The sequence below is a fragment of the Nonomuraea sp. MTCD27 genome (genome assembly GCF_041950495.1).
Lineage (GTDB): Bacteria > Actinomycetota > Actinomycetes > Streptosporangiales > Streptosporangiaceae > Nonomuraea.
Genome location: NZ_JBGNUW010000005.1, coordinates 259,280 through 275,166, shown reverse-complemented (window position 1 = coordinate 275,166; position 15,887 = coordinate 259,280). Strand labels below are relative to the sequence as shown.

Sequence of the window (15,887 nt, the reverse complement as noted above, 5' to 3'; positions counted from 1 at the left end):
TCTCTGTCCAGCAACGTGGCCAGGGGTGTACTGACAGGGTAAAGGATCTCGCCGGATGCCATAGCCGCAGCTCTGGGAACGTTACAGAACTCCCAGCTGGTGTTCAGGACCGAGTGACGTTCTAATGTGTGTCCATGACCGTACCTGGCATCGACCACCCCAGCCTGGTCGCGTGGATGGGCCGGAACGTCCCCGACGCCGGCGAGCCCCTGTCCGTCTCGCTGATCTCGGGCGGCAGGTCGAACCTGACCTACCTGGTCGAGACGGCCGGCCCCCGGCTGGTGCTGCGCCGGCCGCCGCTCGGTCACGTGCTCCCCACCGCCCACGACATGCGGCGCGAGTGGCGGGTCATCTCGGCGCTCGCGCCGACGCCCGTGCCGGTGCCCGAGCCCGTCGCGTTCTGCGCCGACGAGGACGTGATCGGGGCGCCGTTCTATCTCATGGGGTACGTGGACGGCGCGGCCGTGCGGACGAGGGAGCAGCTCGGCGACCCGACGCCCGAGCAGACCCGGCGGCTGTCGGAGCGGCTGGCCGAGGTGCTGGCCGCGATTCACGCGGTCGACTACCGCGAGGTGGGGCTGGCCGACTTCGGGCGGCCGGAGGGCTACATGGCCAGGCAGCTCGACCGGTGGTGCCAGCAGTGGGAGCGGTCGAAGACGGCCGACCTGCCCGACTACTACCGGCTCGTGGAGCGCCTGCGCGAGCGGCTGCCCGCCGAGGCCGCCGGCACGCTGGTGCACGGCGACTACCGGCTGGACAACACGCTGCTGCGGCTCGGGAACCTGGAGATCGCGGCCGTGGTGGACTGGGAGATGTCCACGCTCGGGGACCCGCTGGCCGACCTGGGGCTCACGCTCACCTACTGGCACGATCGCGGGGACGACGAGCGGGCGGCGATCCCGGTGGCCGGTGACGTGACGGTGGCGCCCGGGTTCATGAACGCCGCCGAGTTCGCGAGCCACTACACCAAGGTGTCAGGCCGGGATATCTCAGACCTCGGGTTCTATGTGGCCTTCGGTAACTTCAAGCTGGCGGTCATCGTGGAGGGTATCCACGCCCGCTTCCGGCAGGGTAAGACCGTCGGAGAGGGATTCGACCGCATCGGCTCCGCCGTACCCACCCTGATCTCCCGCGCGCATCGCATGCTCGACCAGCCCTGAACCGCCTCGACCACGGGATCGACCCCCCCGTAAGGAGCGCTATGAGCACAGTTGCACTGATCACCGGAGCGGCGAGCGGCATCGGGGCCGCCGTGGCCCGGCGCCTGTCGACGGGCGGCGTCAAGTGCGTCCTCGTCGACCTCGACGGTGAGGGCGCGGAGCGGCTGGCCAAGGAGGTGGACGGCGCCTGGCTGGCCGCCGACGTCAGCACGGAGGAGGCCTCGCTGGAGGCCGTCGCGCTGGCCGAGCGGCGTTACGGGCGGCTCGACCTGGTCCACCTCAACGCCGGCATCACCGGGCGGGTGGACCTGGCGGACTTCGACCTCGCGCGCTACCGCCAGGTGGTCGGGGTCAACATGGACGGCGTCGTGTTCGGCGTGCGCGCCAGCGTCCCGCTGCTCGTCCGCTCCGGCGGCGGGGCGATCGTGGTCACCGCGTCGCTGGCCGGGCTCGTCGGCTTCGCCGGCGACCCCATCTACACGATGACCAAGCATGCCGTCGTGGGTCTGGTCAGGGCGCTGGCCGAGCCTTTGTCCGCCGACAACATCCGCATCGGCGCGGTCTGCCCCGGCTTCACCGACACGCCCCTGGTGGCCGAGGCACGGGAGATGTTCGTCAACGCGGGCTTCCCCCTGCTGACGGCCGAGGACGTGGCCGCCGCCGTCGAATCCGCCTTCTACTCCGAGACTCCCGGCACGCTCCTCATCGTGCAGCCGGGCCGGCAACCCGTGCCTTACCGCTACGCCGGGGTGCCCGGTCCCGCGGGGGGACAGCGGCCGCCAGCTGCAGATTGACGGCAAGTGGCTTGCAAGCGGGACGATTAGCGTAATAAGGGCTGGGCTTCTGCCCAGCCCTTGCACGTTGGCGAACCTTGTAAGTTCGTGATCCCCCCTTCACACGTCTCGCGAGGATGAGGAGCGTCCAGTGATTCCGACCGACGGCCGACACGCGCGCAGGCGATCGCCATGGCCGATCGCACTTGGAGCAGGGATTCTCGCGGTCGTTCTGGTGGCGGGCATCATGGTCTACGCCGCGATCCGCACCCAGGCCCGCAGCGAGTTCAAGGGCAGCGACGTGGCCACGACGGTGCCCACCCAGCCCGCGCCCAAGCTGGAGGAGCCGCCCGCGCTGTCGAACTGGCCGCGCTGGGGCATCACGCACACGCAGTACAGCGCGGACAACGAGCCGCAGCAGGTCGTGGAGGAGGCCAAGGGCGTGCTCGGCCGGGTCCCGATGCTGCAGAACCAGCACATCATGGGATGGGGCGTCGGCAACCCGGAGCCCAGCCCCGGGCAGTTCAACTTCCGTGACCTGGACCGGCGGCTGACGTTCATGGCGGACACGCGGGCCGTGCCGGTGATCACGCTCTGCTGCGCGCCCGACTGGATGAAGGGCGGGCAGGCCGGGCGTACGGACTGGAGCAAGAACCACACGGTCGCCCCCGAGAAGGAGCACTTCGACGACTTCGCGAAGCTCGCGACGCGGGTGGCCAAGCAGTACCCGACGGTCAAGCACTACATGGTGTGGAACGAGTTCAAGGGCTTCTGGGACCCGACGACCAACCGGTGGGACGCCGAGGGTTACACCGAGATGTACAACAAGGTCTACACGGCGTTGAAGAAGGTCAACAAGGACATCCAGGTCGGTGGGCCGTACATCCCGGTCGAGAGCAACGCGCGCGGCGGGCCGTCCGACCTGAGCGGGCCGTGGGGGACGATCGACCAGCGCGCGCTGGACGCCATCCAGTACTGGATCGACAACAAGAAGGGCGCGGACTTCATCGTCGTCGACGGCGCCTCCATGACGAACGACAAGGGCAACGTGCCCAACGACTTCGCCGCCCAGGCCAAGTTCAGCGCCATCACCACCTGGTTGCGGCAGAAGAGCGACGACCTGCCGGTGTGGTGGGCCGAATGGTACGTCGAGCCCGAGAACTCCCAGTGGACCGAGGAGAAGCGGACGGCCGTGCAGGCGACCGCGCTGATGGAGTTCGCCAAGAGCGGGGTCAACACCGCCCTCTACTGGAACCCGCAGCTGAAGGACGAGGGTGACTGCCCCGGCTGCCTCTGGTCGCCCAAGGTCGGCGGCGAGCTGCCGATGGCGGGGCTGCTCAGCGGCTTCACCAAGTGGTTCCCGGCCGGGGTGCAGGTGCAGGAGGTGGAGTCCTCCGACCCGAAGATCAAGGCGATGGGGCAGGAGCGCCAGGTCGTGATGGTGAACACCTCCGACCGCGACGTCACGGCCACCGTGGACGGGCGGCAGGTCACCCTGGCGCCGTACGAGATCAAGTGGTCCGGGCGCGGCGGCGCCTGACCTCGTACCCGCGGAAGGCCGCCCAGCAGGCCGCCAGAGCCACGCAGAACGCCGGCAGCCAGGCCAGGCGGGCCAGCACCCAGACGGCGGAGTCCGGAGCGGTGTGCAGCCCGGTGAGCGCCCGGCCGCCGAGCAGGCCGAGGGCGGTGACCGCGATCATCGCCGTCTGGTGCCAGAGGAAGATCGTGATCGCCGAGAGGTTGACCAGTGCCACGGCGGCCCAGACCGCGGGCCGCCGCAGGGCCCGGCGCAGGGGGCCGAGCAGCAGCACCGCCGCCCCGCACTGGGCCAGGCCGAAGGTGACGGCCGCGAGCGTGGGCGGGTCGAGGTTCGAGATCTCCGCGCCGGGCACGCCCACCATGGCCGCCGGGTAACCGGCCCACAGAACCAGCGCCGCGGTGGCGGCCATGCCGCCGAGCAGCAGCGCCCATCCCGTCCCGCGCCCCGGCGGGCCGCCGTCGCGGCCCCAGGCGGCGCCCAGGCAGTACGGCACCAGCCACCCGGCCAGGACGTTCGCCCAGCCGAGCCAGGCGGGGCCGCCCAGGCCGTACCTGAGGAGGTCCACGACCGCCACGGCGGCCAGCGGCCAGGCCGGGTGCAGCCGGGCGGCCACCGGGGTCGCCGCCGTCAGCACCGCGAAGACCAGCAGGAACCACAGCGGCGACCACACCAGCTCGGCCAGCGTGCGCACGGTGTCCGGCCCCGCGCCGGCGGCGAGCATCGCCACCGCGATCACCACCCACACCGCCAGCACGGCGGCGACCGGGCTGAACAGCCTGGCCAGCCGCCCGCCGAGCCACCTCCGGTAGCCCCCGTCCGAGCCGGCCCGGCCGCGCGCCGCGACCAGCCCGCCCACCAGGAAGAACACCGCCAGCGTCTGGAACAGCCAGGAGACCGGGGCGAGCCGGGGCAGCTCACGCAGCGGGCTGGCCGCGCGCACCGTGCCGCTGTCGACCACCAGGGCCGTCACCAGCCAGTGGCCGAGCACCACGCCCAGGACTGCCAGGGCGCGCAGCCCGTCCAGCCCCCGGTCGCGGCCGGCCGGGGTGGCCGCGTCGATCCGGTCGAGGAGGTCACGCATGGCCGGTGACGATCGCGGCGATGTTGCGCAGGGGCAGGGAGCCGGGCCTCAGATAGTCGCTGTGGCCTCCGTCGCCCGCCGGGAAGGTCCGGGTGCCGGACTCCGGCGAGAGCGGGTCCAGGCCGGGTCCCAGGGCCAGGAAGTGCACGTGCGGCACGTAGGCGATCCAGTCGCCGCTCGCGCGGGCGGCCCAGACGGGGGCGGACGTGCGGAGCGGGGTCGTGGTGCCGGTGCCCGCGCCGCCGTACAGGACGATGTTCGCCACTGGGCCCAGCCCGGGGGCGGCCCGGCCGCAGACGACCGCGCCGTAGGAGTGGCACAGCAGGGAGACCCGGGCGGGGCCCAGCTCCCGTACGAGCGCCCGCAACGGGGGCACGGCCTCGTCGGCGCGGTGCGTGGAGAGGACGGCGGCGCCGAGCGTCTCCGGTGTCCTGTAGCCCAGCCAGGCGACGACGGCGGCCCGGCCGCCCAGCTCCCGATGGAGGGCCTGCGCGCCGGCGCGGAACCGGGCGTACCGGTCGAGGCCGGTGTCCGAGCCGGGCACGAGCACGGCGACCCGCTCGGCCCCGGCCAGGTCGCCGAAGACCTCCGCGGTCCTGCCGCCGTCGCGGCCGTCGAAGAACAGGAAGCGGCGGGCCGGATCCGCCATGGCGCGCAGCGCCTGCGCCCGGCGCGCGTGGCCGTGCTCGGCGGCCATCCGCCCGGCGGCGCGGATGTCCTGGCGGACGGCGGCGTACCGGGCCTCGGTCAGACCCTCCGGCGGCCGGACCGGCGCGGGGGCCGGGACCTCCGAGCTCGACATCGGCGCGGCCACCGAGGTGGCGACGAGCGCGGTGAGCAGGGCGCGAAACGGGCGGAAAGGCATGTGCCGAACGTATGGACGGCACCCCGTAACCGGCGTCCCACCGGAGAGTGGACCTGCGGTGTAACCCCGGAGTATGACGGGGTCGACCCCTGGATAGGTTGTGCGCGTGGGTCCTTCTTCGGCACAAGTGTACTGTTCGGTCTCGACGTGGCGGCAGCCGTGTCCTCCCGCCGCCTCCGCGGAGCGCACCGCGCTCGTGGCGGAGCTCGCCGGCCGCGTCCTGGACGGCGGTGCCGGGCGGCTGCTCGTCGGCATCGACGGGTTCACCGCCGCGGGCAAGACCAGCTTCGGGCACGAGCTGGCCGCGCGGATCGCCGCGTCGGGCCGGCCCGTGCTCCGCGCCACCCTGGACGACTTCAAGCGGCCCTGGAAGGACCGGCACCTGTACGACCGCGAGTCGGGCGAGGGCTACTACCGCAACGCCTACGACTACGAGTCGGTCGAGCGCCTGCTGCTGGCGCCCGGCCGCTCGCCGGAGGCCACGTCCTGCGCGCTGTGCTCCATCGACCCGCTGACGCAGGTCGACCACTCGGCGACCACGACGCCGCTGGCCCCGGACTCGGTGCTGATCGTGGACGGGGTGTTCGCGTTCCGTCCCGAGATCGACGGCTACTGGGACTTCCGGATCTGGCTGGAGGTGGACGCCGAGCTGTCGGTACGCCGGGGCGCCGCCCGCGACCAGGACTGGGCCGGTTCGGACGCCGAGTCCGTCCACCGCGACCGGTACCTGGTGGCCGAGCGCGTCTATCTGCGCGAGGCGGACCCGATCGGGCGGATGGACGCGATCATCGACAACACCACGTTCGCCGCGCCCCGCCTCCTCAAGCCCTGAGGACCTCAGGCCAGCCCGAAGTGCGGCAGGCACGGCTCCAGGCCGTGGATCTCGACCGGGACGGGAGCGGTGAAGCCGGCGCGGTCGAGCCGGAGCTGCTGCTGCTCGGCCCGCCGCCCGCGTATCTCGTGGACCGAGACCCCGTTGGGCCGGTAGCCGAGCTTGCGCGAGACGCCCAGCGAGGCGGGGTTGTCCAGGAAGGCGCTGGAGATCGCCGTCAGGGCACCCAGCCCCGCGAAGGCCAGGTGCAGCACGGCGGCGCGCATCTCCGTGCCCAGCCCCTTGCCCTGGTGGGCGCGGCCCAGCCAGGAGCCCGTGTGCACCTCGCGGGTGACCGCGAACTGGTGCGCCGACAGGTCCTGGGCCCCGATCACCCGCCCCTCGTGGACGACCACGAAGTTGCAGCACCACTGCTCGGCCCGCCACCGCGCGATCACCCCGAGCTGGTAGCGGATGACGTCACCCGGCAGCTGCGCCGCGGGCACGTCGGTCCACGGCACGCCGAACGGCATCCGCTCGGGGTCGTGGACGCCTTCCAGGGCCCGGTCGGCCAGCTCGTCGAGGTCGTCGAGGGTGGGCAGCCGCAGCTCCAGGCGGGGCGTGGTCAGGCGCAGGTCGAGCACGGGCAAGTGGCGCATACCAGTCCATTGTTCCGATGCCCGCCGCCGGTCTCACCTCATTTACCGGCCGCCGGCCTGCGCCAGTAGGTCAGGAAGCGCAGCAACCACTCCACGGGGCCGTACCGGTGCCGCTTGAGCCATCGGCGGCTGTAGAGGACCTGGGCGGCGAAGATGCCGAGCGCGATCAGCACCTCCAGCGGCGGGCTGACCCGGTCCAGCAGCGCCAGCCCGTATCCGGTGAAGATCAGCGCGCAGATCAGCGACTGTGCCAGGTAGTTCGACAGCGCCATCCGGCCGGGCGCGGCCAGTGCCCGCGCCACCCGCGGCGCGTACGGCAGCACCCGCAGGAACGTGGCCGCGTACGCCGCCGCCAGCAGCGGAGCCGTCACCAGGTCCACCGCCTCGCCCCAGAACTTGTGCACCGAGCCGGTCCACGCCGACAGCGTGTAGAAGAACGCGCCCGCCAGCCCGACCGGGAACCCGATCCACTGCAGCCTGCGCAGCGTCCCCGTGTACGCCGCCACGTCGCGCAGCACGCCCAGCTTGCCGACCGCCAGCCCGACCAGGCACGCCGCCAGCACCGCCGGCCCCTGGAAGAACACCCGCGCCACGATGATCAGCGACAGCTTCCTGAGGTGCTCGGAGACGATCTGCCAGAACCCGCCGCCCAGGGCCGAGTTCGACGCGGCGACCTGCGCCGACTCGTCCGCCAACCGGCCGGACATGTCCAGTCCCGCCGAGGCCAGCACCGCCAGCAGCACGAAACCGAGCGCCAGCAGCAGCGTCAGCGCGACGGCCGGCAGCACCGCCGTCCGCGGCCGGATCGCGCGGAAGATCAGCAGGGCCAGCCCCACGGCCGCGTAGGTCGTCAGGATGTCGCCGGGGAACAGCAGCACCGCGTGCGCCAGCCCGAGCAGGAACAACCCCGCCAGCCGGCGCAGGAACATCGGCACGAACGGCCGCCCCTGCCGCCTGGCCGAGTCGACCTGCAGCGTGAAGCTGTAGCCGAACAGGAACGAGAACAGCAGGTAGAACTTGTTCTCCAGGAACAGCGTCACGACCCACCGCACGCCCCAGTCCAGGGACGAGTCGAAGGCGGGCTCCGCCATCCCGGCCATCCGGTAGCCGGAGGCCAGGAAGGCGATGTTCACGACGAGGATGCCCAGCAGCGAGAAACCCCGTAAGGCGTCGACGGAGGCGATTCTCGCTGCCGTGAGTCGTGTGTCCGGCCTGGCGGGATGTGTCTGCTGTGCCCTCATCGGAGGACATCATCCCGCACAAGCTGAGTGTTTCCTGTGAATTCAGTTATTTTGCGCGATATAGATGAACCGCTCGATGATCACCGCCAGCGCCACCACGAAGGCCGGCACCGCCAGGAACAACAGGCGCCTGCGGGCCTTGGGCGCCCGGTTCGGGCCGTTGAGCCGGATGATCTCGTAGCCGAAGAGCGCCACCCAGGTCACCCCCAGCGCCCCGATGCCCACCGGGGTCCAGGGCGAGGTGGGGTCGCCGCGCCCCTTGTACGGGTTCGGCTCCGGGATCTCGGTGCCCCTGACGAACGTCTTCCAGGTGTAGAGCGCCGCGTCCTCGTTGGAGAAGACCCGCTTCAGATCCGGCGACTTGTCCAGCGCCGCACGGAACCTCTCGCCCCAGTCGGCCGGATAACCCTCGTTGAGCTGCAGGTAGCTCACCTGGCCGCGGCTCACCATCAGGTACGAGTTCCGCGGCTGCTCCTTGAGCTTCTGCACCGCCTTGGCGATCTGCGTGGGGTCCTTGAACACCAGCGCCTGCGTGCCGAAGCTGACCCGCTCGACGTCCCGCTCGCCCCACGGCAGCGTCGGGGTGACCTCCGGCCCCTCCTTGGGCACCAGGTAGAGCACCCGGGCGCTGGGCTTGTCGTGGTCGTAGACGTAGTGCAGGGCGGCCACCTCGCCGCTGGTGACCCGCTCGAACTTCTCGTTGCCGTACCTGGCCACCAGGAACGCCATCGCGAACATGACCGCGAAGCACGCCGCGAGCACCAGCGAGACCTTCTTCGTGAGCTCGGGGTTGAACCGCACGTTCCGCTTGCGCAGCGGCACGGTCTCCTCGCGCACGTCCGCGCTGTCGGCGGGCAGGTTGGGGAAGAACGCGTACGCGGCCAGCAGGCACGCCCCGGGCAGCGCGAACATGTAGATCCGCAGCCCGATCTCGCCGCCGTAGCTCTGCAGCCCCAGCGCCAGCACCGGCACGCACAGCAGGATCAGCGCCGAGCGGTCGAACACCCCGCGCCGCAACCGCCGGAACAGCCCGGCCGCCGCGCAGGCCAGGATCACCGCGAGGATGCCCAGGCGAGCCTGCAGCACCATCGCGTGCGCGGGGTCGCTGCCCTCGATCCGGTCGCCGGTGTTGCTGCGCAGGTTCTGCAGGATGTTGCCCAGGCCGCCGAAGATCGTGTCGATCTGGCTGGCCCAGAAGCCCACCGTCATGTAGCTGATCCAGGCCAGCACCATCAGGCCGAGAAAGAACGGCAGCGCCCACGTGAGCGTGGTCCGCCGGAAGATCAGGAACGCCGTCACCACGCCGAGCATCATGAACGGCGTGATCTGGTGCGAGGCCACCGACGCCACGAACAGCGCCACCAGCATCATCAGCATGAGCAGCTTGTCGGCCCGGAACGTCCCGGTGTTGGCCAGCTCGCCCGGCGTCATCGCGTCCAGCTTGCCGAGCAGCTTGCGCAGGCCCTTGGGCGGGACCGGCTTCGTACGCGGCTCCACCCGCCCGAACCATCGCAACAGGATCGCCACGAACGCCAGATAGAGGGCGAAGGTGAATCCCTGGGGCGAGAAGTAGTCCTGCCCGATCCACTGCACCAGCACGAACAGCAGCGCCGCGAACCACCGCGCCCGCGTGGTGGCCACCACCTGGCGCAGGATCAGCACGAAGGGGAGCAGGTAGAGCAGGTTCGACAGGAGCGGCGTCCACTGCAGGATCGTCGTCATGTCGGTGATGCCGGCGGCCTTGGTCACGAACGCGAACAACGCGAAGAAGCCCGGCCAGCCCATGCGGGCGTCGATGTTGATCGCCGTCTCGCCGGTCCTGCCGATGAACTCCACGAAACCGGCATGGATGTACGCGGTCGGGAACCGCGGCTCCTCGGCCACCAGCGCACCCGCGCCGTGCAGGGCGAAGGTGATCGCGGCGATCTGGAACAGCAGCAGGAACTTGCGATCGGTGCTCTGGGTGACCGTGATGAAGAACGACACGATCATGATCAGGATGGCGATGAACGCGGTGGCCGGGAGCGCCGAGATCAGCCCGAGGCCGTCGATCTCGGCCGGATCCACGCCGCGCAGGGGGCCCGGGGGGACCTTGAGGGCGAGGATGTACATGAGCAGGCCCTCGAGGACCAGCAGCACGGGCAGCCATGTGGGCGCGCTGGAGACCAGCTGCCCCACGCGAGCACCTAGGCCACGCGGCTTCCCCGCCGCCTTCTGCGGCTGAGGCCGCGCGCCGGGTTGCGGCCCGCCGGGGGCCCGCAACGGCACCCCGACCCCTTGGGCCGGCGCAGGCGGCGGCTGCACAAGGCTCCCCAGCCCCCGCGCCCCTCCCGAAGCCCCACCCCCGGCCCCTCCAGCAGCCGTCCCGCCACCGCCAGGACCTCCACCGGCGGGACCTCCAGCGGCAGGACCTCCGGCCGCGGGGCTTCCGGTGGTGGGCCTTCCTGCGGCCGTCCCTGGGGTCGCGGACCCACCAGCGGCGGGCCTTGCGGTGCCTGACGTCCCCTTGGTCGGTGCTCCAGCACCGTGCGTCTCCATGGGCTGCGTTCCCGCGCCCGCCCCAACGGCGGGCGTCCGCTCCGAAGCCGCCCCGCCAGCGCCCGGCCGGCCAGCCGATGCCCCGGTGTCCGCCGCACCCTTGGACGACCCGCCCGCGGGCGCCGGTCCTCCGGCGGCCGGCGCTTCGGTGCCCGTGGCCCCTGCCGATCCCGCACCGCGAGAAGGTGCTCCCGTCGACGCCGCACCGCCGGACGGCCCGCCGCCTGGCCGCCCTCCGGCCGGTGCCGTACCGCTGGACGGCCCGCCGGCGGGCTGCCCGCCTGCCGGTCGCTCGCCTGCCGGTCGCTCACCCGCGGGTGGCGCGCCGGTGGAGGCCGAGCCGGATGGCGCGGCCGAAGTCATGGGCTGGGTCCCCGAAACGGGGGAAGCACCGCGAGACGACGCCGCGTCGGACGACCCCTTCGCGGGCTGTCCGGCTGCGGACGGCTTCTTGGCGGGCCCAGGTTCCTTGGCGGGCCCAGGTTCCTTGGCGGGTCCAGGCCCCTTGGCGGGCCCAGACCCCTTGGCGGGTGCGTCGGCGGGGGATGCCGCGCTCACCGCCCCGGCCGCCACCGCTCCCGTCGGGGAAGCGTCACCCGACGAGCCCGTCGCCGAAGGCGCGCCAGACGTGCCCGTGCCGGACGTCCCGGCAGCCGGCCCGGACGTCGCACCAGACCTCGCATCCGGCTTCGCACCGGTGGCACCCGGCTTCGCACCGGCCGCCGCCCCGGGCCGCGCCTCACCAGCGGGCTGAGGGCCGCCGGCTGGCTGAGAGCGCGGGCCATCGCTCGGCTGGGGGCCCCCGGCGGGCTGAGGGCGGGGGCCCGGGCCCGGCTGGGGGCCACTGGCAGGCTGGGGGCCACTGGCGGGCTGGGAGCGCAGGCCGGGGTTGGTGGGAGCCGTCTCCGGGGCGGCCGAGGCGTCCTCGTCCCGCTGGACGGGGGTGGACACCGTCCCGGCGGACGCGGCGTCCGCCTCCTCCACCGTGGGCGGGTGCCCGATGTGTACGGGGAGCCGGAACGCGGTGGTCGTGTCCGCGTTCGGCTCAGCACCCTCCTCGGGGGCACCCTCCTCGGCGGCGCTCTTCGCGGAGTCCTCAGCCGAGCCGGAACCCTCGCCCGAGGGCGGGGTCTCGAACGTCAGCTTCGGGATGACTCCCGTAGCTTCCGGATCGAAGGGCACGTCTGACTCCTCCTTGTCCCCACGCACGTCCGAGGAGCCGGTGATCCCCGTTGTCATGCCATCGCCGTCCCGTTGCCTCACGTTGACCATCATGCGGCCCCGGACGACCCCTGGGTGACAGCCGACCTACCAGTTTCGCCGGTTCTGAGAATTTTACGTAGATTTCCAAAGATCAAAATTGCGACGAGCACCTCGCTGAGCAGCAGCCCGTACCCGACGGCGTTCACCCCGAAGCGAGGGAACAGTGCCACCGTGGACACCAGCACCAGCACCGCCAGGCCGATCTGCACGATCGCCAGCAGCCGCGCCTGGCTCTGCGCCCGCAGCGCGCTCAGATAGACCTCGATCAGCACCCGGGGCAGCACCGCCAGCGACATCAGCCGCAGCAGCATCGTGCCCTCCTCGGCGAACTCGGACCCGAAGATGCGCAGGATCAGCGGCGCCCCGAGGAAGACCACCACGATGATCGGAGTGACGATCATGAACGCCCGCCGCAGCGCCCGCCGGCAGTTGTGGGCCAGGCTGCCCCGGTCGAAGGAGCCCTCGACGGTCAGCGACACCGCCATGTTCATCGCCAGCAGCTCGATCATGCTGGCCAGCGTGTGGGCCATCGAGAAGCGCCCGAACGTGGCCTCGCCCACCTGCGTGGCGATCACCACGGGCACCAGGTAGACGATCGCCAGGATCGACAGCGTGCCCGGGAAGTCGCCGGCCAGGAAGCGGCCGATCTCGCGCAGCCGGGGCGGCTCCTGCACCGGGGCGGCGTGCTTGAGGTGCCGGGGCACGACCACGCCGAAGATCAGCCAGTTGACCGGGATCAGCGCGAGCGCGGTGGGGATCACCCACGAGACGAAGACGCCGCCCGTGGGCAGCGCGCCCGCCAGGGCGACCAGCAGGCCCATCTTGACCAGGCCGAAGATCAGGTTGTTCAGCGGCACGAAGGTGGCCCGCCGCAGCCCGGTCAGCACCACGTCCTGCAGCGTGAACACGGCCCACACCACCACGGACGCCAGGAAGAACAGCCCGGGCCCGAACCCGGCCAGCACCGAGTACGTCTTCCCCCACATGGGCAGCGTCAGCAGGAAGCCGAGCGCCGCGACCCCGCCCGTGGCGGCGGCCAGGCCGTACCCGCGCAGGATGAGCTCAGGCGTGCGGCGGCCGGCCACCGGCAGGAACCGGGCCAGCGCGCCCACGAACCCCAGCGCCGTCAGCGACGCGAACAGCCGCATCGCCGTGATGACCGCCTGCCCCCGGCCGAACTCCTCGGGCGAGTAGTAGTGGGCGGCCAGCAACCAGTAGCCCATGCCGAGCACACCGGTGATCACGGTGTTCGACATGAGCGCGTAGCCCTGGCGGAACAGCGGGTTACGCAGGTCGCGTAGGACTTTCCCCCAGACGCTAGACATTTCCGCGCACCCGCTGCAGCCCGTACCTCGTCCTGCGCACGACCGCGTACCCCTTGGTGAGGATGCGCTCGCGCAGGTAGATGAGAGGTACGGCGTTGCCTTCGACGGCGCGCTTGAACATGTTGATGGTCGTGCCCTTGCCGACCGTCAACCGGGGGATGGCGAGCATGTCGTGCCGGTCCGCGGCGATCGTGTTGCTGACGGCACAAGCCGCGAAATATCCGGCCTTGCGTACTTCGTGGCGTACGCGGGCGCTGGAGTAACCGTAGGGATAGGCCATGGTGGCGACCGGCGCGCCGATCTTCTCCTCCAGCAGGCCCTTGTTCCTGCGCAGCTCCTGCCGCAGCTCCTCGGTGCGGAGCTGGTCGAGCTGGGGGTGGCTGTGGCTGTGGCCGCCGATCTCGATGCCGGTCTGGGCGGCCTCGCGGGCCTGGCCCCAGGACAGCATGCCGTCCAGCGGCCGGCCCGCGGCGTCCTTGCCGGCGTCGGAGACCCAGCCGCTGGTCAGGAAGACCGTGGCCGGGAAGTTGTAGCGCTCGAGCAGGGGCAGCGCGTGGCTGTGGAAGTCGGCGTAGCCGTCGTCGAACGTCACCACGATCGGCTTGGCCGGCACCGAGCGCCCGTTGTTCTTGTTGAGCGAGGCCACCAGGTCGCCGAGCGTGAGCGGGGTGAAGCCGCTCTCCGACAGGTACGCGAGCTGCTCGGCCAGGTCGGAGGGCCGCACCGCGTGCGGGCGCGTCTCGTCGTTGGGGTTGTCGGTGACCGAGTGGTACATCAGGATCGGTACGCGAATCATGATCGTGCCACCTTCAGCCGTACGGAACCGACGACGTAACCCCAGGTCGTCCAGGCCAGCCCGATCACGATCGCGGCCGCCCTGCCGAGCCCGCCCACGTCACCCCTCAGGGCCTCCCGGACGCCGCGCAGCGCGCCGAGCGGCAGCGTCTTCATCGCGTGCGCCCGCTCGCTGGACAGCCCGTCCTGCGTGCCGACCTCGCGCGTCACCAGGGCCTTCGACAGGCCCTCGGCGTAGCACCTGGACCTGAAGTAGGCGAACCGCTCGCGCTGCCTGGACACCTTGTGCCCGATCACCGCGCGCGGCTCGAACAGCATGACCGAGCCCGGCCTGCGCTGGCTCAGCCTGATGCAGAACTCGGTCTCCTCGCACCCGAGCGGGCGCGACTTGCGCCCCTGGACACTGCGCCCGATGCCGCTGTGGAAGCCGCCCACCTCGGACACGGCGTCCCGCAGGAAGGCGGCGTTGCCGCCCATCACGTTGCGGATCGGCGCCCTGACCGCGGGCATGCCGCGGTAGGTGCAGCCGACCGTCCAGTCGAACTCGTACGGGAACCACCGCGGCCGCTTCGCCGACGCCCACAGGGGGTCGGTACGGCCGCCCACGCCCACCACGCCGGGTTCCTGGAAGCCCTCCTCCAAAGCCTCCAGCCACCCCGCGTCGGCGACCGCGTCGTCGTCGAGGAACGCGACGATCTCACCGTTGGCCGTGGCCACACCGGTGTTCTTGCCGCCGGACAACCCTTGCTCGTGCGTGTTCTCCACCACGATGGCCTGCGGGTACTCGTGCTTGAGCTTGAGATGCAGGTCGGGGTTGTGGTCGACCACCAGGATCAGCTCGTGTGCCGGGCGCGTCTGGTTCTCGACCGACTCGACAGCCTGCCTGATGTCCTCCCACCGTTCCTCGGTGTAGACGCAGATGACAACAGACGTGTTCACAACGTTCCTTCTTAAGCGACGCCTCGGTCAGCGGCAGGAGTGGCAGCGGGCTCAGGCTGAGGCTGAGTGGGCTGGCGACGCCACTCCTTCAGGATGGTCTTGAGCACGCGGAAGCCATCTCGTACGACGTGAAGATTGCTCTCGCCGTGGATGCGGTTACGCTCGTGGCTCGGCACCTCGTGCACCTTCAACCCGGCCTTGGCGGCGCGCACGTTCATCAGCGTCTCCACCTCGAAGCCGTCGCAGTCGAGGTCGAGCACGTCCAGGTGGCGCGCCCAGAAGGCGTTGTAGCCGTAGCACAGGTCGGTGTACTGGGTGCGGTACATCACGTTGACGATGCCGGTCAGGACCTTGTTGCCAAGACGCCGGTTGATCGTCAGGTCGTCGCTGCCGCCGCCGGCGGCGTAGCGCGAGCCCTTGACGAAGTCGGCGCCGGTCACCAGCGCGCCCACGAAGTTGATGATCTCGCGGCCGTCGGTCGACCCGTCGGCGTCGATCATCACGATGATGTCACTGGTGCACGCGGCGAAGCCGGCGGCAAGGGCGTCACCCTTGCCCTTGCCGGTCTGCATCACCACTTTCACGTTCGGCCGCAGCCGCTTGGCCACGGCGACCGTGTCGTCGACGGAGTTGCCGTCCACGAGCACGATCTCATCGACCCACTGCGGGATGGTGGCGAAGACGTGCGGCAGGTTCTCCGCCTCGTTCATCGCCGGCACGACCACGCTGACCGTCGGTGAGATGGCCAGGTGCGGGGTCACCGGGGTGAAGCTCGAGGGCGGCGGCATCGAGCGGAGAGGCGAGGAGTGGACCTTGCCGTTGTGCTTGGTTATCTCGGGACTCATGGCGAGGAAAATCCTTCCGGGACCCCGCGCTGCGAACCGGACGGGACCACCC

The 15,887-nt window shown here is 71.2% G+C and carries 13 protein-coding genes; 4 read left to right on the top strand and 9 right to left on the bottom strand.

What is annotated here, in order from left to right; translation table 11 throughout:
• Positions 1-134 precede the first annotated feature (134 nt).
• The 3 genes from ACBJ59_RS17035 (at position 135) to ACBJ59_RS17025 (ending at position 3,473) form a co-directional block, all read left to right on the top strand.
• Entirely contained in the window at positions 135-1,160 is a 1,026-nt protein-coding gene (locus tag ACBJ59_RS17035; protein ID WP_364115541.1) for a phosphotransferase family protein, read from the top strand.
• Between the two features lie 41 nt (positions 1,161-1,201).
• Positions 1,202-1,954 carry an SDR family oxidoreductase gene (locus ACBJ59_RS17030; RefSeq protein ID WP_375111192.1) on the top strand — a complete coding sequence of 251 codons (753 nt, stop codon included), beginning with the start codon at positions 1,202-1,204 and terminating at the stop codon, positions 1,952-1,954.
• A 214-nt stretch (positions 1,955-2,168) separates the two neighbouring features.
• Positions 2,169-3,473, top strand: a complete 1,305-nt coding sequence (locus ACBJ59_RS17025; protein ID WP_375111191.1) for a xylan 1,4-beta-xylosidase — start codon at positions 2,169-2,171, stop codon at positions 3,471-3,473.
• On the opposite strand, the gene ACBJ59_RS17020 is transcribed toward ACBJ59_RS17025, so the two are convergent.
• Together ACBJ59_RS17020 and ACBJ59_RS17015 are read right to left on the bottom strand one after the other, a co-directional pair.
• On the bottom strand, positions 3,445-4,554 hold the full coding sequence (locus ACBJ59_RS17020; RefSeq protein WP_375111190.1) for an acyltransferase: 1,110 nt from the start codon (positions 4,552-4,554) through the stop codon (positions 3,445-3,447). The two genes, ACBJ59_RS17025 and ACBJ59_RS17020, sit on opposite strands and share 29 nt — an antisense overlap.
• Entirely contained in the window at positions 4,547-5,419 is an 873-nt protein-coding gene (locus ACBJ59_RS17015) for an alpha/beta hydrolase (RefSeq protein WP_375111189.1), read from the bottom strand. Before ACBJ59_RS17015 ends, ACBJ59_RS17020 begins: the two co-directional genes overlap by 8 nt.
• A 196-nt stretch (positions 5,420-5,615) precedes the next feature.
• Here ACBJ59_RS17015 and ACBJ59_RS17010 point away from each other — a divergent pair, with 196 nt between their 5' ends.
• The gene (locus ACBJ59_RS17010; protein ID WP_375111188.1) at positions 5,616-6,251 is read left to right on the top strand and encodes a uridine kinase; all 636 of its coding nucleotides are present in this window, start codon (positions 5,616-5,618) and stop codon (positions 6,249-6,251) included.
• 5 nt (positions 6,252-6,256) lie between these two features.
• Here the strand turns inward: ACBJ59_RS17010 and ACBJ59_RS17005 are convergent, their stop codons facing one another.
• From ACBJ59_RS17005 to ACBJ59_RS16975, 7 genes are all read right to left on the bottom strand, one after another.
• A complete protein-coding gene (locus tag ACBJ59_RS17005; RefSeq protein ID WP_375111187.1) occupies positions 6,257-6,889 on the bottom strand; it encodes a GNAT family N-acetyltransferase in 633 nt (210 codons plus the stop codon).
• A gap of 38 nt (positions 6,890-6,927) precedes the next feature.
• Positions 6,928-8,130, bottom strand: a complete 1,203-nt coding sequence (locus ACBJ59_RS17000) for a DUF418 domain-containing protein (RefSeq protein WP_375111186.1) — start codon at positions 8,128-8,130, stop codon at positions 6,928-6,930.
• Between the two features lie 42 nt (positions 8,131-8,172).
• The gene (locus tag ACBJ59_RS16995; protein ID WP_375111185.1) at positions 8,173-10,308 is read right to left on the bottom strand and encodes a hypothetical protein; all 2,136 of its coding nucleotides are present in this window, start codon (positions 10,306-10,308) and stop codon (positions 8,173-8,175) included.
• 1,631 nt (positions 10,309-11,939) lie between these two features.
• Positions 11,940-13,256, bottom strand: a complete 1,317-nt coding sequence (locus tag ACBJ59_RS16990) for a lipopolysaccharide biosynthesis protein (protein ID WP_375111184.1) — start codon at positions 13,254-13,256, stop codon at positions 11,940-11,942.
• Positions 13,249-14,052, bottom strand: coding sequence for a polysaccharide deacetylase family protein (locus ACBJ59_RS16985; protein ID WP_375111183.1), 804 nt, complete (start codon positions 14,050-14,052; stop codon positions 13,249-13,251). The genes ACBJ59_RS16990 and ACBJ59_RS16985 overlap by 8 nt, the downstream gene beginning before the upstream one ends.
• Entirely contained in the window at positions 14,049-14,990 is a 942-nt protein-coding gene (locus ACBJ59_RS16980) for a glycosyltransferase family 2 protein (RefSeq protein WP_375111182.1), read from the bottom strand. The genes ACBJ59_RS16985 and ACBJ59_RS16980 overlap by 4 nt, the downstream gene beginning before the upstream one ends.
• An 11-nt stretch (positions 14,991-15,001) precedes the next feature.
• On the bottom strand, positions 15,002-15,835 hold the full coding sequence (locus ACBJ59_RS16975; RefSeq protein WP_375111181.1) for a glycosyltransferase family 2 protein: 834 nt from the start codon (positions 15,833-15,835) through the stop codon (positions 15,002-15,004).
• Positions 15,836-15,887 lie beyond the last annotated feature (52 nt).

Excerpts from the sequence above, each read along its gene's own strand:
- ACBJ59_RS17035 (WP_364115541.1), top strand. The coding sequence starts at position 135 with ATGACCGTACCTGGCATCGACCACCCCAGCCTGGTCGCGTGGATGGGC.
- ACBJ59_RS17030 (WP_375111192.1), top strand. The coding sequence starts at position 1,202 with ATGAGCACAGTTGCACTGATCACCGGAGCGGCGAGCGGCATCGGGGCC.
- ACBJ59_RS17020 (WP_375111190.1), bottom strand. The coding sequence starts at position 4,554 with ATGCGTGACCTCCTCGACCGGATCGACGCGGCCACCCCGGCCGGCCGC.
- ACBJ59_RS17015 (WP_375111189.1), bottom strand. The coding sequence starts at position 5,419 with ATGCCTTTCCGCCCGTTTCGCGCCCTGCTCACCGCGCTCGTCGCCACC.
- ACBJ59_RS17005 (WP_375111187.1), bottom strand. The coding sequence starts at position 6,889 with ATGCGCCACTTGCCCGTGCTCGACCTGCGCCTGACCACGCCCCGCCTG.
- ACBJ59_RS17000 (WP_375111186.1), bottom strand. The coding sequence starts at position 8,130 with ATGAGGGCACAGCAGACACATCCCGCCAGGCCGGACACACGACTCACG.
- ACBJ59_RS16990 (WP_375111184.1), bottom strand. The coding sequence starts at position 13,256 with ATGTCTAGCGTCTGGGGGAAAGTCCTACGCGACCTGCGTAACCCGCTG.
- ACBJ59_RS16985 (WP_375111183.1), bottom strand. The coding sequence starts at position 14,052 with ATGATTCGCGTACCGATCCTGATGTACCACTCGGTCACCGACAACCCC.
- ACBJ59_RS16975 (WP_375111181.1), bottom strand. The coding sequence starts at position 15,835 with ATGAGTCCCGAGATAACCAAGCACAACGGCAAGGTCCACTCCTCGCCT.